Origin of the sequence: Gordonia sp. SCSIO 19800, from assembly GCF_018132775.1 — a bacterium.
Lineage (GTDB): Bacteria > Actinomycetota > Actinomycetes > Mycobacteriales > Mycobacteriaceae > Gordonia > Gordonia hongkongensis.
In genome coordinates this window covers 18858-42359 of the sequence record NZ_JAGRQM010000020.1, presented here as the reverse complement: position 1 = coordinate 42359, position 23502 = coordinate 18858, and the positions used below count along the sequence as shown (strand labels likewise).

20 protein-coding genes are annotated in these 23502 nt (G+C 64.2%); 6 read left to right on the top strand and 14 right to left on the bottom strand.

What is annotated here, in order from left to right; genetic code table 11:
• Nucleotides 1-2 precede the first annotated feature (2 nt).
• From KB201_RS19380 to KB201_RS19350, 6 genes are all read right to left on the bottom strand, one after another.
• The gene (locus tag KB201_RS19380; RefSeq protein ID WP_078112522.1) at nt 3-1217 is read right to left on the bottom strand and encodes an FxsB family cyclophane-forming radical SAM/SPASM peptide maturase; all 1215 of its coding nucleotides are present in this window, start codon (nt 1215-1217) and stop codon (nt 3-5) included.
• 6 nt (nt 1218-1223) lie between these two features.
• Entirely contained in the window at nt 1224-1379 is a 156-nt protein-coding gene (locus tag KB201_RS19375) for a hypothetical protein (protein WP_171011647.1), read from the bottom strand.
• 224 nt (nt 1380-1603) lie between these two features.
• A complete protein-coding gene (locus KB201_RS19370; protein ID WP_211540130.1) occupies nt 1604-3112 on the bottom strand; it encodes a tetratricopeptide repeat protein in 1509 nt (502 codons plus the stop codon).
• Between the two features lie 1366 nt (nt 3113-4478).
• Nucleotides 4479-5783 carry a hypothetical protein gene (locus KB201_RS19360; protein ID WP_205333618.1) on the bottom strand — a complete coding sequence of 435 codons (1305 nt, stop codon included), beginning with the start codon at nt 5781-5783 and terminating at the stop codon, nt 4479-4481.
• A 32-nt stretch (nt 5784-5815) separates the two neighbouring features.
• A complete protein-coding gene (locus KB201_RS19355) occupies nt 5816-7003 on the bottom strand; it encodes a hypothetical protein (RefSeq protein ID WP_137810162.1) in 1188 nt (395 codons plus the stop codon).
• Nucleotides 7004-7541: 538 nt separating this feature from the next.
• Nucleotides 7542-8156, bottom strand: a complete 615-nt coding sequence (locus tag KB201_RS19350; RefSeq protein ID WP_078112622.1) for a LuxR C-terminal-related transcriptional regulator — start codon at nt 8154-8156, stop codon at nt 7542-7544.
• 192 nt (nt 8157-8348) lie between these two features.
• On the opposite strand from KB201_RS19350, the gene KB201_RS19345 reads away from it, so the two are divergent.
• On the top strand, nt 8349-9080 hold the full coding sequence (locus tag KB201_RS19345) for a response regulator (protein WP_249356286.1): 732 nt from the start codon (nt 8349-8351) through the stop codon (nt 9078-9080).
• Nucleotides 9081-9098: 18 nt separating this feature from the next.
• Here the strand turns inward: KB201_RS19345 and KB201_RS19340 are convergent, their stop codons facing one another.
• The 5 genes from KB201_RS19340 to KB201_RS19320 form a co-directional block, all read right to left on the bottom strand.
• Complete coding sequence (locus tag KB201_RS19340; protein ID WP_078112516.1) at nt 9099-10118, bottom strand: ThiF family adenylyltransferase; 1020 nt, start codon at nt 10116-10118, stop codon at nt 9099-9101.
• Entirely contained in the window at nt 10115-11425 is a 1311-nt protein-coding gene (locus KB201_RS19335; protein ID WP_240199001.1) for a hypothetical protein, read from the bottom strand. The genes KB201_RS19340 and KB201_RS19335 overlap by 4 nt, the downstream gene beginning before the upstream one ends.
• A 344-nt stretch (nt 11426-11769) precedes the next feature.
• A complete protein-coding gene (gene grpE / locus KB201_RS25210; RefSeq protein WP_307848088.1) occupies nt 11770-12480 on the bottom strand; it encodes a nucleotide exchange factor GrpE in 711 nt (236 codons plus the stop codon).
• The gene (locus tag KB201_RS19325; protein ID WP_137810164.1) at nt 12477-13985 is read right to left on the bottom strand and encodes an Hsp70 family protein; all 1509 of its coding nucleotides are present in this window, start codon (nt 13983-13985) and stop codon (nt 12477-12479) included. The genes grpE and KB201_RS19325 overlap by 4 nt, the downstream gene beginning before the upstream one ends.
• Complete coding sequence (locus KB201_RS19320; RefSeq protein WP_137810165.1) at nt 13982-15118, bottom strand: tetratricopeptide repeat protein; 1137 nt, start codon at nt 15116-15118, stop codon at nt 13982-13984. Before KB201_RS19320 ends, KB201_RS19325 begins: the two co-directional genes overlap by 4 nt.
• 738 nt (nt 15119-15856) lie before the next feature.
• Between KB201_RS19320 and KB201_RS19315 the strand changes: the two genes are divergently transcribed.
• From KB201_RS19315 to KB201_RS19295, 5 genes are all read left to right on the top strand, one after another.
• Complete coding sequence (locus KB201_RS19315) at nt 15857-17362, top strand: AAA family ATPase (protein WP_249146056.1); 1506 nt, start codon at nt 15857-15859, stop codon at nt 17360-17362.
• A 532-nt stretch (nt 17363-17894) separates the two neighbouring features.
• Nucleotides 17895-18566: a hypothetical protein gene (locus KB201_RS19310; protein ID WP_078112620.1), complete on the top strand. Its 672-nt coding sequence runs from the start codon at nt 17895-17897 to the stop codon at nt 18564-18566.
• Nucleotide 18567: 1 nt separating this feature from the next.
• Nucleotides 18568-19062 carry a hypothetical protein gene (locus KB201_RS19305; RefSeq protein ID WP_078112511.1) on the top strand — a complete coding sequence of 165 codons (495 nt, stop codon included), beginning with the start codon at nt 18568-18570 and terminating at the stop codon, nt 19060-19062.
• A gap of 176 nt (nt 19063-19238) precedes the next feature.
• Nucleotides 19239-19814 (top strand): TerD family protein, encoded by a 576-nt coding sequence (locus KB201_RS19300; protein ID WP_058252891.1) that lies wholly within the window; start codon nt 19239-19241, stop codon nt 19812-19814.
• Nucleotides 19815-19959: 145 nt separating this feature from the next.
• Nucleotides 19960-21114: a DUF475 domain-containing protein gene (locus KB201_RS19295; protein WP_068972305.1), complete on the top strand. Its 1155-nt coding sequence runs from the start codon at nt 19960-19962 to the stop codon at nt 21112-21114.
• Between the two features lie 221 nt (nt 21115-21335).
• Here KB201_RS19295 and KB201_RS19290 read toward each other — a convergent pair whose 3' ends face one another.
• The 3 genes from KB201_RS19290 to KB201_RS19280 are packed head-to-tail and all read right to left on the bottom strand — an operon-like array spanning nt 21336 to nt 23450.
• The gene (locus KB201_RS19290; RefSeq protein ID WP_058252893.1) at nt 21336-22100 is read right to left on the bottom strand and encodes an AIM24 family protein; all 765 of its coding nucleotides are present in this window, start codon (nt 22098-22100) and stop codon (nt 21336-21338) included.
• Nucleotides 22097-22813 carry an AIM24 family protein gene (locus tag KB201_RS19285; protein ID WP_065629494.1) on the bottom strand — a complete coding sequence of 239 codons (717 nt, stop codon included), beginning with the start codon at nt 22811-22813 and terminating at the stop codon, nt 22097-22099. Before KB201_RS19285 ends, KB201_RS19290 begins: the two co-directional genes overlap by 4 nt.
• 16 nt (nt 22814-22829) lie before the next feature.
• Nucleotides 22830-23450 carry an AIM24 family protein gene (locus tag KB201_RS19280; RefSeq protein WP_033204169.1) on the bottom strand — a complete coding sequence of 207 codons (621 nt, stop codon included), beginning with the start codon at nt 23448-23450 and terminating at the stop codon, nt 22830-22832.
• Nucleotides 23451-23502 lie beyond the last annotated feature (52 nt).

Below are 23502 nucleotides of genomic sequence, written 5' to 3'. Positions count from 1 at the left end.
GTTCACCCCGCGGCTCCGACGCCGGCGGTGTCCGCCCGCTCCACTCGCCCACGTACATCAGTGTCGATGTGGTCGATGATCTTCTTCATGTCCGAGCAATAGACAGTCTGGTTCTTGAAGCCGTTCAACAAGTCCCATCGATGGGAGATGAGACCTCCACCGCACACCTCGAGAACGGGGCAGCTTCGGCACACCTCCGGCAGGGCTCGCGCCCCGATCTGTCGGCAGACTACGCCGGGATGGGTCAGGACCTCGTCGAGTTCATGGGTCATGACATTCGCACCGGTGGCGGCCGCGCCGTCGTAGGTGAAGCCGATGCTGTCGACCAGTTCGATGTCGCCGTTGGATTCGATCGTCACGAGTTGGGCCGGTGCCAGGCCCAGGGATTCGAACGAGTACTCCCCGCCGAGTAGGAGGTGAATGATGTCATCGAACAGACGCAACCGTATCCGTGACTCATCGGTGGACCACACACGGTACAACTCGATCAGCCAGTCCCCGTACGGCGCGTATGCGTCGAGTCGACGGTCCGGGTTCTTTCGTACCGGTAGCGCTTCCCATGTCCCATGTGGAAGCAGCACGTCAAGGCTGGTGAATCCGAGATCCTTGATCGTGCCGTACACGTCGGCGGGGTCGTTCTCGAGATCGATCACCGCGAGAGCCCCCTGAACGAGGCCCGGGAACCGCGAAAGATTCGAGATCCCGCGTACAACACGCGCGAAGGACGACTTCCCCCCGAGGTCCAACCTGTGGGAGTTCGACTTCTCTCCACCATCGAGGCTAACCCCGACGTGGATATCGAGTTCAGCCAATCGAGCAGCGACCTGCTCGGTCACCAGGGTGGCGTTGGTCTGCATCGAGATCTCCACGTGGACCGGCGCGAGACCGGACTTCATGCGCCCGACAAAGTTCTCTATTCTGCTGATCCCGCGTAGTAACGGTTCACCACCGTGTATGGACACTGCCACGGACGGCAGGCCGTGTCGCATTGCGTGCGAACGAATCCGAGCCGCCGCCGCATCCACCAGTTCGTCACTGAGTTCCGCGGGTGCTTGTTTCCACGAATCATCACCGAGGTTGTACACGTAGCAGTAGTCGCAGTTGAGATTGCAGCGCGTTTGGATTTTGAAGATGAACTCGTTGATCGGATGGGGACGCCACCCCTCCGCTATCGAAGTGGTGGCATCGCACGATCCGTCGTATGGCCAGAGTTTCACGAGTCGCTACGCGTTGTGCGAACCGAACTGTCCGTGACGGAAGAACTCGACGCTGTCGGTCTCCTTCTCTCTCTTGAGCCGCTCAACTGCCTCGGCCAGGAGGGAATCGCTGTCGACCGCGCTTCCGACGAGCTCGGAGAGCTTCTTCTTGCCAGTGGTCATGTGTTGTGTCCGTTCTTCTTTGGCGGATAGCTTGGACCAGCACTGCAATGCTAAGCGGGCGATTTGGGGGCGGCAACGTAAGTGCCGAAATTCGTATGAATGGAGTAGCGAGGCTCTGACACCGACCGATGGTGTGCAGGTCACGTCGGACAAGATCGAGTTGCTCCCACGCCATCATCGACCTCGACCCTGTGATCGAAGGTAGCGGCGATGGTCCGAGTTTTCTACCAAATCTGCACTCGCGGTGCTGTTTCCAGCACTGCAGCGAGGTCAGGATCCAGTGCGGCAGCCATTGCGCGCTGACGTTCCAGGAGCAAACGCCCGTTCCCGTCAACCAACGCCGGTGGCGGCGCCATCGGCAACTCGGCAGTCCGCAGGAACGTGGCGGCGAGCCCGAGCACGAGCGACGTCGGTGGTTCGTCCTGCATGGCTGCGCCTGCTCGCGGTCCGGTCGACACGTCCAGTGCCACCGGTTCATCCGGCATCAGCGTCCCCGAGAAGCCATACACCCCGGCGTTGATCATCGTGTCGATGAGATCCGCGGTGACAGTGGTCGCACCCAATTTGTAGGCCAGTAGGAACGTCCACGTCATCCGGTGTTCGAGCGTGTCGCGCCACCTGGCACGCCGCCACGAGTCCGTGAACTGGAAGCGCTCATAGTCGGACGCGATGAGGGACGCAACTGCGGTGTCGACCGCTTCGGCGCCGAGTGTGGCCTGCCGCTGCGGGTCGCGGGCGGCCTCGGTCGTGAGGCGTTTGACGCGATTCCACTGCAGCTTGGCGAGCTGGTGGTGCATTCCCGCTGCCGCGAGCCCGTTGCTCGCAGCGTCGAACGCGGCATCGGCGACAGCGAAGTCATGGCGGGCAGTCGCAGCATTCGCGCGGTTGTACTCGCAGATCGCAACCCGATCGGGCTTCCCGATGCTCTCGTAGTAATCGATGACCTCTGCGAGTAGTGTCTCGCCGCGGTCGACTTCCCCCGACCCGAGTAGAACCAGCGCCAAACCCATCCGGCTCTCGGCAGCGTGCTCTGCGTCGCCGGCCGATTCGAAGATCTTGATCGCGCGTTCGAAAGCCGGTCGTGCGAGATGAGCCCGACCAGATTCCACGTGGACCGCCGCCAGAGACGTCAGGCACATCGCTTGGCGCACCGAGTCGTCTCCGAAGAAGTCGACGAGTTCGGAGAGGAGCCGCTCCGCATCCGCGCCCCGGCCCGACTGGTAGAGGTTGTTCGCGAGGTTCAGCCGTACTTCGGCAGCGTCATGGAGAAGACGGCGATCCAGATATATCGATTCGGCCATCCGGAGCACCTCCTCTCCTTCGTCGAACTCGCCCACCTGTGTGCACATGGCGCCGAAGTCGTTCAGCGAGCTCGCGAAGTGCTCCGGGTCAGCGACGCTTGAGAGCTCCTCACACGCGATTCCGAACGCGTCGTAGGCGGATCCGAAGTCACCGGCGGTGTGTGCGAGCAGACCGACGGTTTGCAGAAGCTCGGTGGCCCGCGCCGGATCGACTTCGAGACAGGCCTCGCGTGCAACGAGAAGCAACTCGATCACGACATCGTGATCGGCAACGCCTGCAAGGTGTTCGGCGAGGTCCACGTAGGCCTCGACAACCTCACGCGGATTGCCGCCGTCGTCGGCCCGTTGCGCCCGCTCATCTAGTTCGTCGAGGCGTCTCGACCATTCCTCATCCGATTCCTCTGTGTGCTGCCCGTCCTCCGGCACGGTCACGATGATGGCCTTCCTCGGGATGCACTTGCCGCTCCCGCAGTGACGGGCCGATACCCGCAGACATGGGTGCCAACCGCAGCCCAGGTGAGTGGTGAGGTAGCTGGTCCCGGCGTGTCACGCCACTGCTGCAGTTTGGTCCGTTGCCATTCCGCCAGAGCGGCAGAAGGATCAGACGTCGTGTGCGTGTCGTCCACAGCCAGGGCCAGTTCGGTCGTCGGACCGGGAACCGCGGTCACACCGGCGAACCTGTCGAAAGCCGCGTCTGAGGGCAACGTCCAGCGTGTTGTGGTGACGATCTGGGCGCCCCCGCCGAACATGGCGACGAGCAGTCCGAAGGTCTCCGAGCTCCGATAGTCGACCCCACCCTCACATGCGATCACCGCCACTCGCGGAGGCATTGGCCACCATTGATGCCCGGATCTCCTGTCCCGCACAGGATCAGCGTCCTCGGGACCGACTTCGGGGTTGGCGGTACCGAGCAGCAGATCCAGTGCGGTGAGCGGTCGATGAGCTCGATTCACCGACGCGGCCAGTCCCCACACCTGCTCGTCGTCGTACATGTGGATGGCCGCAGACCCGGGCTGGTCAACCGTAGAACTCACATGTCCGAAATAGAACAGCCGACTCGGTCGCGATTCGTTGAGTTCTTCACTCAGATCCCATCTGCTCACGGCCCGCCCGATGCCCGACAGATCGGTCGTCGGATGCCGAACGATTCGGTCTCGAAAGAGGCCCTCGTTGGTTGAGCCTCCTGTTGTCGCGAGGCCGCGCGACGATGAGGTGGCGAGCACCTGCCTCAGTCCAGATCCGGCCGGCAACCTCGGATCCACCAAATACAGAACCGGGCGTTGCGGAACCGCTCCTGTCCAGGGCTCCGGGGTCCGGGCCCGCCCCAGATGGAGTGCCGCGGGCGGTTCGTACACGACGTCGGCGAGCTCGATCAGCCGCTGGTCATCATCGATGACGAGCAGCTCCAGCGGCACCCTCGCCAGAGACCTGCTCGGCGTGACGCGGATCGAGATCCGACCGTGCCTAGCCCGATCGCCTATCTCGGTCATTATCTGTGCAGGCACGATGGCCCGCGCGAACGCTTCACTCAGTGTGTACTCGCTCCAGTACCGAGTGAATTGACCGGACAACGCCTTTCGGACCGCATCGCCCTCGGCATCTCCAGTGGGATGGTCGATCTCGGTGTCGGCGTCAGTGGTGATGAGTGCGGAGTCGAGCCGGGCCAGCAAGCGACGCATGGTGGATGCGGGTATCGCATGCACGATCGGATGGTCCGGGTTGTCCAACCAGCGGAACGACACGTACGTGCTGTCCGCGTCGACAGCTCGGATCAGCAACTCCGACGCGGGTGCCGGGTTCACCTCCGCCCGATCATGTGCAGTTCGGCGAGCGTCGGGCCTGCCGCGCCATCGCTGGGCGGTGGTTCGGAGAATCTGGCTGCGAGAGAGACCAGGATGTCGCGATAGGACGCCACGAGCGCGGACCGATCAGTGTCACCCCACCGTCGCGTCATCTGTCGCAAGAGCATTCGGGCCTGATCGATCGCCTCGGCGGCACCAACTTGTTCTGCATCCGCCATCTGCGCCGCGGCCGCTATCCGGCTCTCGTCGTCCACCACCCCCAGGCCGGCGCGGATGGCGCCAGCCGCCCGATACCGAGTCCAGGCGTAGCGGCAGTGACGGTCGACCCGGGCGACGGACATGCCGAATGGATCGAGTCGCAGTGCCGAAAGGTCGGCATCGGCCCCCAAAAACGCACATCGTGCGCCCTCGACAAAACCATCCGGATCGTCAATGCGTGCGACGACCCGGCCGTCCACCGCGACAGCCTGTGCGAACGCCAGTATCTCTCCGGAGGAACGGTCGGCTGCGACGGCGAATATCCCCTCGGCGGTGACTGATTCCGCGTCGACGCTCGACCGAATCGCGGCCGAGATCTCGATCGACCCGTCCGCGTTCTCGTGCACCTCGATCTCCGGCTCCTCCGGGCCGTCGAAACGCAGCAGGCGGGCAGGCAACGATGCGAGGTCGGCGACCTCCATCGTCACTGTGGAGATGGAACCGAGTTCGGATGCCAGGGCGAGTTCGGCGCCGGCGCTCGTCACCTGAAACACGTCCCATACGGCATCAGCTCGATCAATGCGCGCGCTGAGCAGCGACAGCGCCTCGCGGCGCTCATCTTCGGGCATGGAATCCGTCGGCGCCGCTGCGATCACCTCGGCCAACCTGTCGACCATCGGGCCGAGTTGATCCGTCGATTCGATCTCGTCGACGAGACGGCCCGGGACCGATGCCGCAAGAGCGTAGTACCAATCGGTCATCGGATCTCCGACGAGCGCCCGGGAATGGGCTGCGTCGAGCAGCAACACCCCATCGTCGAGCTCGCCGAGATGAACGACATCGACAGCTGCCACGGTCAGGAGCCGGACGAGTTCGTCGCCGAGGATCGGATCCGGCACGGCCTCGGAGTCGCTTGCACCGAGCAGCTCTTCGAAAGAAGACGGAAGGGCGAAGCCGTTCGTCAACCGGCGCAGGGATTCGCCGGATTCCGCCGTGAGCTCCACCGGCCTTTCGGGCAGCAAGGCGTCGACGGTGATGGCCACACCGCCGATGGTCACCGTGATCGGCAGGATGGCTTCGGGGTGCTCGGCTCGCCATTCCATGCTCCCGTCCGGCCTGTGTCTCACCGTCCCACTCACGATGCCTCCTCCGGGCGGAGGTGTGCGTCGAAGACGCGACGAGCTCGCGTGACAGCGGTCTGCATCATCAACAACACTGTCATTTCGGCGGCCGACGACGCTTGGCTGCGTGAGTCACCTGGCTGTTCTGCTTGCCAACGGCCCGAGATCGTCTCCCGAAGAACCTGCTGGGACCCATCCAGATCGAGGCCTGCGGTCAGCAGGGCCATCGCTGTTCGTGCCTCCCAACACAACTCACCGTCGACACGACTGGCGCGATCCTGGCCTATCAGCGTCGCAGCGACACGTAGAAGGTCGTCCGGACCTGAGTCTGACGGTGCGGTCGTGTCCTCCAGCCGATCGTCGGCGCGGGCGCTCCCCTGGTCGTCACCGGTCACCAGGTGTGTCTGGCGGCGGCGCCGAATCGTGCCGCGCCGCCATTCATCGATCCGGACCGCGTCGAGACGCACGAGTAGGTAGAACTCGGTGCCCTCCAATGCCTTTCCCGCATGCAGTCGATTCACGTAAGTCGTCACCACACGTTCGTACGCTTCGGCCAGGTGATCCGGGTCGAACGCCCTGTTCCCGAAGCGCTCCGCGATGACCCGGTTCAAGAACTCCACCGCGACCCCGCGCAGCTCGTCCCGGCGCCGGTCCGAGAGTGGTTCGTCAGGAACCGCGCCGAATTCGGTCATCACTCGATCGCCCAGATCGGCGAGGTCGGCACGATCGGCGTCGGTCAGTACATGGTCACCGGTGAATCCTCTGTGGACCAGTTTCGCGATCGCAGTGGCGAACGTGTCCAATGCGATGACCTCGTCGGCATCGGTTCGCTTGCCGGGTCCGAGCGCGAAGTCGCGCACCGTGGCGAAGGATTCGTGAACGGCCGGCGTCGCGGCCAGGCTCCGGCGCACACTGCGTGCCGCGGCGCGGCGCGCTTCACGAACCGCGACGCCGATGGGTTTACGCAACCCGACCGGGGTGACGTCAGCCAAGCTGGTGAACCATCCGGCGGTGTATCGACTCAGTGGCGCGACAGCGTCGTGGCACGCCTCCCCAAAGTTCGCGATCGTCTCGGCGTCGGCGATTCGCACTTGACGACTTCGCGCCATCAGTGCGCTGGTGGCGCAGTATCGCTCACCGAACCACGCCTTACGTCCGAGCGCGCCGCACCAGCCGTGCAATTCTCCTGTCAGGGTGTGCATGTCGGAAATCGGCGACCGTATCGCCCGCCGGTACTGCGACATGTATCCCACTCGGTCGATACCTTCCGGCGGAACCACAGGCAGGAAGTCGGCACCAGGCCCGGGGTCTCCGGAAATATCGGGTGGCGCAAGTCGGCTCACTCCGGCGCTCCTTCGTCGATGTCTGCGGTAAGTGTACGGATTACCCGCCACGCGTTCGCATTCCCGGCGAGGCACCCGCAACTTCATCGTTTTGGAGGAGACCACTTCGTCCATCCGCGGACTACCGTCGCAGGCATCGACATTACAGAGAGGGCCGAGGTGACTGCGTGCGAGCGATGCGCGCGACTGCTGGACGTTTGTCCTACATGCCGGGGGCAGGCGGGCGGTTACAGCATTGCCGGACGCCTCACCTGCGTTGCTTGCCTCAGCACCGGCCGACTATGCCCCGTCCACGGCTCGTGCTGGCGGGCGGCTCCTTGATGTCGCAGACGCGGCAGGCCCCGAACAACTCTGGGCAGCGCCACCTGCGCCACGCGGCGGATATCCCCGCCGGCACTCAGCGACGGAGCAGTTGGTTGCGATCAATCCAGCCATCGGCCATCAACTCGATGAGCAACTGCGACTTGTTCGACACCTGGTGTCCGGCCTCGACATAGCGTTCGGTGACGCGGCGCAGGTGTGTGCGGACGGTGCTCTCGGCGATGTAGTGCTGCGCCGCCGTCTGCCGAACCGTCGCACCGAGCACATAGGTCAACACGACTTCACACTCCCGGTCGCTGAGTCGAACTCGGCGACGCGTGCGGGACGGGGCGATCTTCTCGAGTACCTGCCGGAGGACACCGGCCGAGAACGCCGAATCGGGGAGCCCGACACCGGTAGACGGGTCCGGTCGAACCCCGATTCCGATGATTCTCGAGTCGCGGAACCAGCCCAACTCGCTCAGCCGCGCCAATCGTCGTTCACTGCGGACGATCACGGCGGCGACCGGGCAAGGTGGCAGCATGTCGGCCTCCGCATCGACATCGATGATGCTCACCCGATGACCGAAGTCCTCGAGGAGTGCCATCAGTGCGACATCACCCAGGTCGTGCTCGGCGATCACCGCCATCGGCTGCCGCACAGTGAGTTCGCGCATGGGGACGTCGAGATCGTGGCTGATGTCGGTGGTCATGAACACTCCTCGGGAAGGGGTACGGCGGGCGTCGGCGGGATATCGGGTACCCGTCAAGAGTGAGGTGATCCCGCCGAGCGATCAGCCACAGTGACGACATTTTCGTGCTGGGTTCGGACGGATTCCGCCCCCGAAGAGCGACGCGGAGGTGGAATCGCGCATGAATCGGACCAGTACGGCAAGATGACGCGGGTGACGACCGGACTCCGCATCCTCATCGCCTCGCCACTCGGGCACGTGGTGGCAGACCCGCTCAAGGCAACGTTCGAGGGCTCCTTGGTGACAGTCGCCCGGGATCGCGATGAGTTTCGCAACGCGATCGCGGCACGCGTGCGTTTCGATGTCGTCAGCGCAGACCTCATCTTCAACCACGCCGAACTCGAGTGGACTTTCGACGGCCTCGACGTCATCGAGGGGCTGCGCACGTCGGATCGTCTCGCGCCCGTCCTGCTGGCCACGCAAGGCCACTCGATGGAGGAGGACCATCTCGCCGAGGCACGACGACGTGCCGATGTCTCCGGTGTGGTGGCCAAGTCCGCAGGTCTGCACACCTTCGTGGAGTCCTTACGGACTGTCGCCTACGGCCAGCGGATCACCAGTCGGCCTGAGTCGGGCTCGCGCCCATCCCTGTTCGAGATGTTCAACGGACGCCGCGGAACCACTGCGGCGCGCATGGCCGGGGCGATCGCCGCCGGCAACGCGGCCGACGTCGCGACCCTGGCGGAGGTGGCGCGCGTGTCCGCCAACACCGCGAGCAAGGTCGCGTCCAACTACGTAGGTCCCATGATGCGTGCCCGCAACGAACACGACGAACGCCTGCCGCTAACACAGGCGTCTGTCTTCCGGTGGTGCGGTCTGCACGCGCGCTACATCGTGAGCTGGTGTCGGCGCCATGGCCACGCTGATGTCCTCGCGCCACGGTAGGTGGCGGGAGTAGGAATCTCATAAACACACCAGATCACCCGCGCGGACGTGTCTCCGTCCCGAAGGCACCCGGCCCCCACAGACGATCCGTCGAGCAACGGTGGCACCGACCGCGCCGGCAAGAGTCGCTGCGCTGCCCAACTGCGGCCATGACGGGATCGAGCGGCCGACCTCGCCGAGAGCATCGTGCACCCGAGGTGACACGTCGGGTCCGACGATCGCGCCGGCAAGGCGAATCTTGTTGGCGGGGTCGGAGAGTTCGTCGGCGCTCAACGACCCCAGATCGCCCGCCATCCCGTGGAACTCGGGATAGTCGGGCTCCAGGTCGTAGCGTTCCACGTCGACGATGACGTCGTCACCATCGTCGGTGACCATGATCAGCGGAACCGCCGCCGCCCTCGCGGCGCGCCGAATCGCCACCTTCATCGCCAGATCGTCGACCTCCTCGAGGACAACGTCTGCACCTGGGCCACCGGGGGGCGTCAGAAAGCGCTGTAGGTCATCGGGGCCGACACCTCGGTCGAATGTCTCGACTGTCGTATATGGGTCCAGTTCGAGTAACCGCCTCTGCGCGAGAGTCGTTTTCGCCACGCCGAGATCGCACACCGACCCGTTCAACCGGTTGAGATTCGACGGTCCGAGCACATCTGGGTCGCCGATGCGAAAGCTGCGAGCCCCCGTCAGCGCGCATGTGTGTAGCAGGGACGCACCCACACTCAACCCGGCGACTGCGATCGTCGCGCCAGACCACCTCGCCTGCTCCTCGTCGGTGATGAGGAACCGATTCCGGGACGTGCGGATTCGGTGGAAGATCTCGTCGTCGGGCAGGCGGACCAGCACGTCCCGCCACGGATAGAAGACATAACGGCTCCGGCGTTCGAGTTCGCAGTGCGCCAGCGGCTCCAGCTCCGTATCGAGGCGCACCATTGCGCAGTACTCGTCGAAAGCGTGTGCCCAGGCATCGACGACACGAGTACCGGCGCGTCGGATCTCCTCCAGACGTCGGCAATCGAGCCGTGGGTCCAAGATCTCGATCATCGCCGACCCCGCAAGGTGTAGGTGTGCTTTGCACCGGGTCGGAAGGGCCCGGTTCCGTAGGGGTGCACGTTGACCACCGGAGTGGTCCGCTCCTCCCCGTGTGAACTGCGCAGCGTTCGGAACTCGTCGTTGTTGTCCAGTAGGGCTGCCAGACACAGACTTCGCAGTCTCTCGGCCAGACCTGGTTCCGGCGTGGTTGCTCCGGCCGAAAGCTCGACGTCGATGCGCAATACCGGGCAGTGATCGTCCCCCGGACTTCCGTCCGCGCAGAACCGCCCGGTGACCGACCGTGCGACCGACGCGGCGTCGAACGCCGAGGCCAGCTGCGCAGGGAAGATGGACGACGAATAGAAGGATGTGGCCACATCCGGCCGACCGGTCAGGACCACGAAGCACCCTTCGGGATCGACGATCGTGGACAGATCGTCGAATCCACTCATCTTCAGCACCTCTTGGAGTTCTAGGCCGGTGAGGACGCGACCCTGGTCATTGATCCGGTAACGCACCAGGGGCAGGGCACTGTCGATCGTGAACAAGAGGTACCCGTCCTCGTCTACCTCGGTGTAACGGCGCATCGGGTCGACCTCGACGAACGTGGTCAACGGTGTCGCGTTGCGACCGAACAGTTCCCGCCGCAATTTGTCAGAAGTGAATGCCGCCCGGCGGACGGTCACGGTCGTCGGTGTCTCGTGACCCATCACGCCTGCCTCAGCTGTCCCGTACATCAGGCATACCCGCTCCGGGCGGTGAAGCCGACCGAAGCGTTCCAGTACGTGGTCGCGCCATCGCTCGGTGATGCCTTCACCGGCCAGCAGGAGGTGCAGGTCCTGGGTGAGTGCGTCGGCGGGCAACATGTCGAGCACGTCTTTCACCAGGGGGGGGTAACCCGCGAGTATCACCTTCTCGTGGCGTGGACCCAGTTCGACCAGACTCGCAACCGCCGCCGCGACATCGATTCCCGGTGTTGCCACGGTGATTCGACGATCGTCTTCGTGTAGTCCGAGAGCGGCCTGATAGCTGTACGTGCCGCCGATCCAGGTCCCCATCGCGAAGCAGACCACAACCAGGGTCGTGTGCCCTCCGATATCGAAGCACTCCTCGAAGATCCGCCCGTAGTAGTCGGCAGCATCACGAGCGGCCCGGGAGTCGCGAGGGAAGTATGTCGGCGATCCGGTCGAACCAGATGTCGCCGACCATGTCTGTGCCCGTGAGATGTCACCGTCCCACATCAGTTCATCCAGCTCGTGGGGAGCCAGGTAGTCGATCTTGGTCGTGATCGGCAGCGCAGCGAAATCGTCTCTCGTCATGATCCGCTGCGGATCGCAACTGTGTGCCCGGAGATGGGCTCGGTATGCCGGAACCCGGCGGACGACGCGGTCTGCGACATCGATGGCGTGGTCGAGGCCTGCCGCCGCAGCAGTCCGTTGCGTGGATGTCGGTAGTTGATACATGGTTCCTCCTGGTCGTTGTGACCGAGGAGCCGTTTCCCCACCCTGCTGGATGCCGCTTCTTCTGTAGGTTGCTGTCTCTGACGAGTCGGCCGGATACAACAGAGCGCCCCGTCCGACTGGCTTGTCGGACGGGGCGCTCTGTCATGGTGCACCGGTCCCTCGGAGGCGCCAACATGCACGCAACCCGACGGGCGGCGTGGTCACCCAGGGTAGGTCGGGTCACCCCATTCCGGTGTCCATTCGGCCGCGACCTCCGCCGGCCTGATCACATACCCCGACAGTTCGTACCCGTGCCGTACCCGCTCGACGATCCGCAGTGTGTCGTCCGAGCTCCCGCGCGGGCTTCGACTCGTGACCACTCGGTGTCTGGCCTTGTCGACCTCTGATCCCGGTGGGCACTCGATCGTCTCGATGCCGAAGTCCTCGAGAATGTCGTGCAATTCGTCGACCACGCTGGCGCTCAGGGCCCATGGGTCGACCTGCCGACGTCCCTGCTCGAGTTCGACCCGATCGATCAAGGCCGCCAGCTGCCGCGCGATGGGACGGAGCAACGTCTGCGTCATCCCGACCTCGGCGGCCGCGGCACGATCTCGGAGGGCGATCAGCGACTGCTCATAGTTGCGCTCGACGACCCCGGAGGCAGTCGCCATGGCACTCTCCATCCGGTCGAACCGAAGGTGCAATTCGCTGAAATCCACTGTGTTCGAGACCGAGGACCATGCTGCCGCCGGCCGACCCGACACCTCTCCCGTCGGCGCACCCTCGCGCGAGGCGGCTCGATCGGTCCCATCCACATCCGGGTACACCGGATCGCACTCGGTGAACTCGCCGACGTCGGTGCGGGCGGGACCGGCAGGCGCCGGGTCACGTACCGGATCAGCGGCCCATCCGGTGCTGTCCGCGGAGCTCACTGCACCACGATCTCTCGACTTTGTTTACGGAGGGACTGGACTTCCATGGCATCGAGGTTGGCCGTTCGCTGTACGTTCATCTGGCCGATCAGCCGACCGCTCACCGCGTCATGGAGCTCCGCCTCGACAGTCTGGTTCTCTCCGATGACGAACACGACCCGAAGCGGCGCCTTGGCAGGCAAGTCATAGTCGAGAGCGAGTAGCGACTCTCCGATCACTTTCACGTACTGGAGTTCGGCTCCGTTCTCGTCACCCTCGGTGATCCGGAAGTTGATCTGGCGCGTCGCCCCCACCGTCGAGAAGGAGCTGGCTTCAACCCGATTGGGCACCCTCGTGTTCGGCACGACGACAAGGCTGTTCAGCATCTTCGATCCGTCGTCGGCCAGAACCGCGACGCCGAGTCCCTGCGCGACCACGTCGGACACGGACGCCTGCACCGCTGGTGGTTCACCTGTCTCTACCGCGTTGCGGAGCTCTGCAACGATGGCCGCTCCCAGCGCGACGGCCTCATCGGGATGAACGCTCTTGTCGGGCTCGAGTCCGGTCCACTCCTTGACCGACCGCTCCACGATCTTCATCCGGGTGGATCCGCCGACCAGCAACAGTTTGTCGACGTCGGAGTAGGACAGTCCGCATTGATCCATCACATCCTCGAGGATGTAGCGGGTCCGGGTCACCAGGTCGCCGACGACCCGATCGAATTCTTCACGCATGATCGTGATGGACTCGGTCCCGATCCGGATCTTCGCTTTGTCGCTGGTGGACAACCTGTGCTTTGCCGCCTCGGCTTGCTCGCGGATGAGCGCCTGTTGTTTGTCATCGTCGGGATCCAGCTCGCCTCCGAGATCCCGATACTTCGCTTCGGTCAACCTGATGAGCTCGTTGTCGAAGTCGAAGCCGCCCAGGTTGCGATCGCCTGCCGACGCCAGGACCGTGAAGTTGTTGTGCGAGATGTCCATCAGCGTCACATCGAAGGTGCCACCGCCGAGGTCATAGACGAGGACCCTTCCGTTGTAGCCGCCCTTGAGACCGAAACTCAGAGCTGCAGCGGTGGGTTCGTTGATCACCTGCAGAACGTTCAGTCCTGCGATCTCTCCGGCCTGGCGTGTTGCGGTTCGCTCGGCATCACCGAAATAGGCCGGCACGGTGATGACCACCTCGTCGACCTTCTCGCCGAGATAGGCCGATGCATCGTCGACCAAGAATCTGAGGATGAACGACGAGATCAACTCGGGTCCGTATTCGGTCGAGTCGCCGTCAGGGATGAACTTGTAGTCGGGGCTTCCCATGTGACGTTTGACGTAGCGGACGACGTTGCCGGGCATCGACGTCTCTGCGTTCTTGGCCTGCTTTCCGACGGTGACGTCACCGTCGTCGAACAAGACCGCGGACGGAGTCGTGTTGTCGCCTTCGCGGTTGTGGATGATCGTCGGGATGCCGTCGTCAGCCAGCACCGCAACCGCTGAATTCGTTGTACCCAGATCGATTCCGATGACCTTGCTCATTGCAGGTGCCCAATCATCAGCGCGAGAGAGTTCTTACGCTTGGACTTCTTCCAGCCCGGAACGTAGGACTGCCACACGATCAGTCCGACAGCCGCCAGTGACGCGAGAATGAGCAGTACCCCGATGCCGGAGGAGACGCCCATCAGCACCACCCCGAGCAGGAACGCTCCCACGACACCACCCAGCCACATGAACGGAGCGTCGGACACTGTTGTCGGTAGGCACCACGTCATCTCGTTCTGCTTGTGCAGGTATTCGAGAATCCGCGCCGCCTCCTGCTGAATTTCCGGGTCCCGAGAGAGCTGCTGCGCCTCGGACGCGAGTGCGACCATCGGAGCGATCTCCTCCTCCGCGGTCACCGCGTAACGGCCGTTTCCCTTCAGCTTCGGAACTGTCTCAGCTTTCTCCAGCAAGGCGATTCCGAGGTAGTAGCGCACCGGATCGACAGTCTGGTGCTGGGCGAAGACTCGGCGGTACATGTCGATGGCCTCGTCGAGGAGCCCGTTCTGCTGAAGCACCGAGCCTTGTGCGAGGGGATAGACGAAGTTCTGCGAATCGAGTTGAGTGGCCACTTGATACTCCTTCAGCGCTGCCACCCAATCCCGGAGCTGCTCATGGACGTTGCCGAGATTGAAGTGATACTCGGCGTTGTTCATCTCGATCTCAGTGGCGTGCCGCGCCTCGAATAGGGCGTCCTGCACTCTGCCCAGTCCGAGGTTCGCACGAGACCGAAGGCTCCAGGACTCGGCGTTTCCGGCTAGCACAGTGGTCGCCTCTTTCGCCGCGTAAGCAGCGGAATGATAGTCGTTGTTCGCCAGAGCCTCTCGGGCCGTTGCAACCCAGTCGACCTGGCCGCCCGCTCCTACAGGCTGGCGTGACGGTGCGGACGCCGGCGCCACACCCTGCGCCAGCGCGCGATCGTACGCCGCGCGCTTGTCCGCGCCGCCGAGAAGAACTTCGCGGGACTCACGTAGCCGCTTCATCTTCGTCTCGGCCTCGTGCCGCACGTCGATGTTCGGCGAGGATGCGCGTTTGGTCCACTGCCGGGTCGCCCGTTTCGAGGCCTGCTCGATCTCGGCCTCACTCGCAGTGCGGGTGACGCCGAGCAGTTCGTAGTAGTCGACTTCAACCATCAGCAGACACGCTCCTAGGAGATGTACTCGCCTGGTCATCACACATGACGCTTCCGCGTACTCATGGGTTAGAGACGAGTCCGAGAGATTCTCAGAACATCGAAGCTAACAGCCGGGGTCAGCGCGCTCTGTCATCATTTTGTACGAATTCCATTGCATCAGTGCGGCATCTGCGACGCAGACATCCGGCACGAGCGCGGTTGTCGGCCTGTCCGGACGCCGGATTCCCGAGGCCGACGTTGCCGGACATCCGTCTGGGACGTGTGTCCCACACAGGGGCTACTCTTGGCGGCGCACACGTTCACATGTTCATAGGACAGCGATCGACCCCGACCTGTGGCAAACTTCTCCGGTCTCACCTCTCTGGACTGAGCACGGAGGTCTTCGATCTTGACGTACGCGGATTCACCACTGCCCACTTGGCTTCGCGAGGTCGACGTCGCACTACCGGCCAATCCGCAAGTGGTGTTGACCGGCAACCTACGAGACCTCGTGCTCGTTCCGAATCCGCGGCCTACCGGGCCTCGCTTCGTCACGGTTGACCCGACGTCAGCACTCGTACGCGCGCTGCACGAGGCCGGACATCTGACACTTCTCTCGTTCAACCCGGCTGAGGGGCTGGGGATTCTGGCGGAGCACCAGCAGGTCGGCTCTGAGTTGATACGCGCAGCCGAGTCGAGTGCAGGGCCGGAAGCGTCGTTGACAGGTCAACTGCGCCGGATAGTCCGAATGGTTGCGATGTCGGAGTCTCCGTGTTGCCTCATCATCGAGGGCGCTTCCCGCCTGCGGGCCGACTCGGAGTCTTTCGGTGGCGAGCTCCACGAGCTCCTGGTGACCGCCGAGCGCGTTCTCCTGACAGCGCCCCGTCGGCGTGTGGAGGGCCCCCACCGATCGCCTCTCTACAACACCATCTTCTGGATGATCGATCGGGAGTCCGACCTCCCCCACTGGATCGTCGGTAGTGACCTGGTTCGGGTGATCTCGATTCCGTTACCGTCCCTGGGAGACCGACGACATCTGATCAAGCCGTTGGTCAATTCGCTTCCGGGCGCGACACCCATGCCCCTCGATCAGGATCCCGACCCCGAAACTGCCAAGCTCATCGACCACTACGCCGGGCTCACCGGTGGCATGACACTCCGCTCGATCACCGAGATCAACCGTCTCGCGATCGACCGCGGAATCCCGGCCCCGAATATCGACGACGCGGTGCGCACCTTCCGCGTGGGCATCCCCGACAACCCGTGGCATGACCCGGCACTCAAGGCGAAGATCCGCGACGCCGCAACCCGTCTGAACAAGAGCGTGCTCGGCCAGCCCGCTGCGATCCGCAAGACGGTCGACATCCTCATCCGGTCGACGATGGGCCTCACCGGCGCGCAGACAGCCAGTTCCGGCGGGCGCCCCCAGGGTGTCCTGTTCTTCGCCGGACCGACGGGCGTCGGCAAGACTGAACTGGCGAAGTCATTGGCCGAGTTAGTTTTCGGCCGGAAAGATGCATTCCTTCGGTTTGACATGAGCGAGTTCTCGGCCGAGGGTGCCGAAGCCAGGCTGATCGGGGCCCCACCGGGCTACGTGGGCCACAACGCGGGTGGCGAGCTGACGAACGCGGTCCGACAGCAACCGTTCCGACTCATCCTCTTCGACGAGGTGGAGAAGGCCCACCCGCGAATCTTCGACAAGTTTCTACAGATTCTCGAAGACGGCCGCCTCACCGACGGAAACGGTTCCACGGTGTATTTCTCCGAAGCACTGATCGTCTTCACATCCAATCTCGGTGTCTACACCACCGGGGCCGACGGACACCGAACGCCGCGGATCGCCCGAGGTGCCGGTTACCGCGAGGTGGAGTCGACCATCCGCGAGGCCGTAGCCGAGCACTTCACCCGAGAGCTGGGTCGCCCGGAGCTGCTGAACCGAATCGGTGAGAACATCGTCGTATTCGACTTTGTGTCGGAGACGGTCGGCGACGACCTGGTCGACCTGTTCGTGACGAACATCGGTAACCGCGTTCGCGAAACCACCGGCGCGCGGCTGACAGTCGCCGAGGATGCATTGCAGACTCTGCGCCAGGGCGCGACATTGAATCTCGACTTCGGGGGCCGTGGTGTCGCCAACGTCCTCGAGGCCATGCTCGTGAATCCGTTGGCACGGGCGATGTTCGAGCTGGCGACGATCCCGCCGGAGCTGACGGTCACCAGGGTCAAACGCTCAGGTGAGACCTGGACGGTCTGGTTGCGGTGACTCCGAGCATCCGGCGCCCCCATCCGGCCTTCGAGTACTCGCAGGGTCTCGACACGCCACAAACCCACTCACAGAACGAGGTCGGCGACTGATGCCCATCGATTACACCCATCCGGGCCGGATCAACTATGAACATCCGGGCCGGGGATCTCGCGCCAGGCCGGCCACTGCGGATCCAGTTGCGGACAGTCCGGCCGATCCCGTAACCGAGGCATCGTCGAGCCAGCCGATCAACTATCGACGGCGCGATCGTGTGTCACGACCTGCTCCGGACCGACAGGACGCGGCTCCCGTGCCAACGCCCACTCCTCGCGTACACGCCAACGATCAGGTCACCTGCACGTGTGGCGCAACGGCGGATCGCAGCGTGCTGGCCCAGTGTGTGTCTTGCGGTGCCGACCTCTGGGCACTGGCGGGTGTGCACAGCCAATCCCGGAATGCAGCGGCTGCCCCCGTCACAGCTCGCCGCCCCGTCGGTTTTCACCTCCCGGAGTCTGCGCCTGAATACCTCGACAACGGGTTTGTGGCACAGATGCAGTCCTACTCAGACGGTCTGCGCGCGAGCGTGAACGCGGGGTTGGAGTATGAGGGTCGAGTAGTCGACTCGGAGTGGAAACAGGTAGCTGCTGCGATCCTGCGCCTTCACTGGTGGGATCCCTCCGCACTCACGCTCGAAGTGCTTCGGGTCAACATCATGAAGCTGAAGATCCAGGAATGGGCGGCACGAGGCGGTATGGCCGACCTGTCCGAGATCGGCTGGACGCACGTGCTCGACTTCGTCGAGACCATCGACACCGTGGACACCCCCGGAGATCGTGACTGGACCACCGGCGACATCGAACTCCAACATGTCGATGCCATTCCGCAGCGATTCGATCATCTCGAGTCGATCCGCCGGATCGGGGCGATGGTCGCCGATGTCGACGTCTCCGGTCAGGACGTGTTCATCAAGCTCGCCAACGTGTTCAACGGCCATATCAAAGACTTCGGACGGCGCAACAACTGCGAACTCGAGATCGTCGCAACTGACATCACGGATGCCATCACGTCCCGCAGCGGTTGGCTTCCCGATTGGGCTTTCGCGTGGCCCACGTACTTCGGCGAGCTCGGCGTCTACGCCTACAACGACTGGGTGTGCGGTCAGGAGCGCGCCGAATGGCATATCGCGAAGTACATCATCGACGAAGCACGGGGAGCGAACTGACATGACCTCCACATCCGAGCCGCGACTGAGCGACCTCACCGGCGCAGCCGCCGACGCAGCCGCGCGATTGCGCGCCCAGCGTCGGCCGCTTCCGGTGGTCGGGCACAAGGAGGTGACCCGACAGGTCGAGCGCAAGGGTTTCCTGGGCCGAACCGAGACTGTGCCCGAGACCGCGCGAGTACCGATCGAACTCCCGGGGTGGCCCATCGGTCTCAATCGCGTGGTTCTGCGTGCCGCCTCCGACACCATCGACGAGGTCGTGTTGACCCCGGAGGGCAAGGTCGTCACGCTGCGCGTCGATCGGGACAAGCCCGAGGAGGTCCGCGTCGCGTCCCCCCACGCCCGATACGCATTGCGCGTCGCGCAGAGCGTCGGAGGAACACCGGAATGGGTACAGACCGGCAACGGATCCGACAGCGCCGCACGTCACCAGCGGGCGACCACTGCCGGTGATGCCGTCGGGCGACTGGTCGAGTTGATCTCCCGGATGGGTTGACCATCACCGCCCCGCACCGGCAGTGTCCGGATCGCCGAGGGCGAACCCGCAGGTCATCCATCCGAACCAGTGACCGGGTCAAACCGTTCACATAGAGTGTTGTCGATTGCTCCGAGTGGCCCGTATCGGGCACATCGGACATCACGAGACCCCGTACCAACAGAAAGGCGCAAACCATGGGCGTGAGCCTGAGCAAGGGCGGAAACGTTTCGCTGAGCAAGGAGGCTCCGGGCCTGACTGCGGTCTCCGTCGGCCTCGGCTGGGACATCCGAAGCACGACCGGTACCGACTTCGACCTCGACGCCAGCGCCATCGCGCTCGGCGCGGACAAGAAAGTCCTCTCCGACCAGCACTTCATCTTCTTCAACAACCTGCGTTCGCCCGACGGCTCGATCGAGCACACCGGCGACAACCTGACCGGTGAGGGCGAGGGCGACGACGAGGTCATCAAGGTCGACCTCGCGGGCGTTCCGCCGAACGTCGACTCCATCGTCTTCCCCGTCTCGATCTACGACGCGGACGCACGGTCGCAGTCGTTCGGCCAGGTCCGCAACGCGTTCATCCGCGTCGTCAACCAGGCCGGCGGCGCCGAGATCGCCCGCTACGACCTCAGCGAGGATGCCTCCACCGAGACCGCGATGGTTTTCGGTGAGCTGTACCGTCATGGGTCGGAGTGGAAGTTCCGCGCGGTCGGCCAGGGCTACGCCTCGGGTCTCGCGGGCATCGCCCGCGACTTCGGTGTGAACGTCTGAGTCTCTCGTAGACTCCGGCTGTCCGCCTGAACGTGCTTGTGGATGCCGCACCCGTTGTCGAACGGGTGCGGCATCCGCGCGTCACCACTCCTCTCCGACAATGCGGTCGGCTGGTTTCCACGCACCCTAGAAAGGCCACAAACCAGTGGTAGTAAGAATTTTCGGCCTCTCGGTCGTCGTGACGATCGTGTCGCTGATCATCGCTTTCCTCTATGGCGGCGTCGAAGCGCTGATCCTGACCGCCATCCTCGGCGTCTTCGAGATCTCGCTCTCCTTCGACAACGCGGTCATCAATGCCACGATCCTCCGCCGGATGAGCGAGTTCTGGCAGAAGATCTTCCTCACCATCGGCATCCTGATTGCCGTCTTCGGTATGCGACTGGTGTTCCCGCTGGTCATCGTGTGGCTCGCGTCGGGTCTCAACCCGGTTGAGGCGCTCGACCTCGCACTGAACCCGCCGCCCAACGATGCGGCGTACTTCCCCAACGGCGATCCCAGCTACGAGACGATCATCACCGACGCCCACCCGCAGATCGCGGCCTTCGGCGGCATGTTCCTGCTGATGCTGTTCCTCGGCTTCGTCTTCGAGCAGAAGGAGCTCACCTGGCTGACCTGGATCGAGCGGCCGCTCGAGAAGATCGGCAAGCTGGAGATGCTCGAGGTCGTCATCGCCATGACGCTTCTCGTCCTCACCGCGACCTACATCGCCGCACCCGACGAGCGGTCGACGGTCATGATCGCCGGCTCACTCGGCATGATCACCTACATCCTGGTCAACGGCCTCGGCGAGTACTTCAACGTCGAGACCGCGGAAGATGACGAAGCGGCCGAGCCCGGCACCGACGCCGCGGAGAAAGCGGCAGTCGAGAAGAACAGCGGGAAGTCGGGCCCGTCGGACCTGGCCAAGGCGACAGGCAAGGCCGGCTTCTTCCTGTTCCTCTACCTCGAGGTCCTCGATGCGTCGTTCTCGTTCGACGGCGTCATCGGCGCGTTCGCCATCACGGCGGATCCGATCATCATCGCCCTCGGCCTCGGCCTCATCGGTGCGATGTTCGTCCGTTCGCTCACCGTCTACCTGGTGCGCAAGGGCACGCTGTCGGAGTATGTGTACCTCGAGCACGGAGCGCACTGGGCGATCGGCGCGCTGGCGTTCATCCTGCTGTACTCCATCGGCACCCACGTCCCCGAGATCATCACCGGCCTGATCGGCGTCGCGCTGATCATCGCCGCACTGATCTCCAGCATCGTCCGACGCAACCGCCTCGCGGCGAAGGGCGAAGAGGAGAAGGTCAACATCTGACCCTTCGCCCCCTGAGGAGCGTCCGGAGCTTGCGGAGGGCGCGTCAGCCCTGCTCCCTGAGGAGCGTCCGGAGCTTGCGGAGGGCGCGTCACGAAGGGTCCGGCGACCGACGTTGCGAAGACCCTTCGTGACGCCCGCAAGCTCGCTCCTCAGGGAGCGGAGAGAACAACTGCGCCGCAGGACCCGAAGGTCCTGCGGCGCAGTGGTTTCGAGAGCCCGACTCAGCCCTGCTGCTGCCCGAGTTGCTGGGTGATCTGCTGGTTGATCTGGTGCAGGCTCGGCACCGACATGCCCGGGAGATGACCCTGGATGGTGCGCAGGACCGACGAGTCGTCGCGCACCTTCTCGCTCGATTGCACGAGAACCGTTCCCGCGCCGGTGAAGTCGAACTGGCGCTCCTCGCCCGAGTTCAACCCCATCCGCCGGCCCGCGGCCGCGATGAAACCGTTGACCCACGCCTCGTCGTAGTGGTGACTGGGCGACGGGCAATCCGACCATCCGACAAGCGCTTCGGGATCGACGCGCACGGGCGGTTCGACGAACATCACCGGGCCGTTCGACGACGCGAGGAACTTACCGGTGCCGATGAGCGTCAGGAACCCCGGCACGATCGACTGGTTGAGCGACAGGTTCGGCTGGAAGGCAAGAAGATTGGCTGCCCGGATGGTGAGGTTGCCGTCTTCGAGGTCGTAAGCGTTGATGTCGTATCCGCGGTCGCCGATGATCAGCTTGCCGTGGCCCTCGGCGACGACGTAGTCACCGAGGTACAGCGGGGCGGAGAACTGCTGCGCCACCATCTGCAGCATGTTTCCCTGCAGACCCTGGGTCAGTGCGGTGAACTGCATCTGACCGTAGTAGGCGATCATCGCGCCCTTGGACATGAACCACGGCTGGTTGAGGTCGATGCAGAAGGAGTAGTTGTTGTCCGGCACGTTGTCGTCCGACGGCAAATTCATCGGACTCCACACGGTGTTGAGTTGACTCATAGCTTCTCCTCCGATGCCTGCACGTACACGATGCCCTGTCCGGAGCACTCCAATTGCATTGCCTCACCGCCGGTTCGACCCACGTTGCGCCAGCTCATCGCCGACCGCAGGCTGGTGTTGACCTGACCGGCCGACCCGACGAACGCCTGCGGGTCGACGGTCACCGGCGGCTTGGCCGGGGACACCTCGAGCTCGAAGACCCCACCGTGCCCGAGCAGCACCGCCGAACCCGGACCCGACAGCTGCGTCGTGAACATGCCCTGACCGGTGACGGCTCCGGCGGCAGCGGACCGCAATGCACCGAAGAGGCCGCCACCACCGCCGCCACCACCGCCCTGTGAGGCGACCGAGACGACGGAGGCCTGCAGGTTGGCCGCGTAGGCGAGCAGCCGCGACGCCTCGACCCGGATCGTGCCGCCGACCGCTGCGAGATCCACGACGTGCACCTCGATGCCGAGGAAGCCGTAGTGCACCTCGCCGTGCCCCTGCGCGATCATCGTCGACTCGTGCTCGCCGGCGAGCATCCGGCCGGCCATCCCGCCCATGCCGCCCAGTCCCGGCATCCCGCCGCCCATACCGCCGGCTCCCGCGATCTGGTGGGGCTGGAAGTGCACGTTGCCCTTGTAGAAGAGCATCGCCCCGCGTCGCGCGACGACCGGCCCGGTACGGCCGATGTCGACGGAGACGACCTTGCTGTTGACCTTGGTGAACATTCTCGCTACCTCACCCTCACCGCTCGGCCGGCTGGATCGACACGACGCCGCTGCCATCCCAGCGCAACGAGAACGCCTCTCCGCCACCCTGTCCCAGCGCCGACCGCCAGGAGACATCGGTGACGAAGGACTGACTCAACTGGCCGCGGGCGCAGACGAACGCGTCCGGGTCGACCACGAGCGGATACTGCGGTGACACCTCGAGGTGGATGAGCGGGCCGCCGTTGGACAACAGTGCGATCTGTCCGTGGCCGCTCACCGTCGTGGTGAACAGACCCTGACCCGACGACGCTCCGCGCAGACCGGCGAAGGTGACGTTGGTCTGCAGGTTGCCGTTGAGCACCATCAGCTGCTCGGACTCCACCTGCAGGGTCTCGTTGTTGAGCTCGATGACGGTCGTCTCGGCGGCGTTGTGCGCGAAGTACACGATGCCGTTGCCCGAGGCCTCCATGAGCGACAGCGCCTCCCCGGTGGCCCGCTGCTTCAGGCCCGCGAGCACGCCGTCGCCGCCGCCGAAGCCCGCCGATTTGAAGGTGACCTGTCCCTCGTAGGCGACCATCGACCCGCTGATCGCGCGGACCGCGGAGTTGTTCAGCCTGGCTTCCACCACGCGTTTGGACCGTTGTACCAACTGCATTCGACGTGCCTCTCTCGCGCCGTGGGGAGGCCGCCGATCGACCATCCCTCGT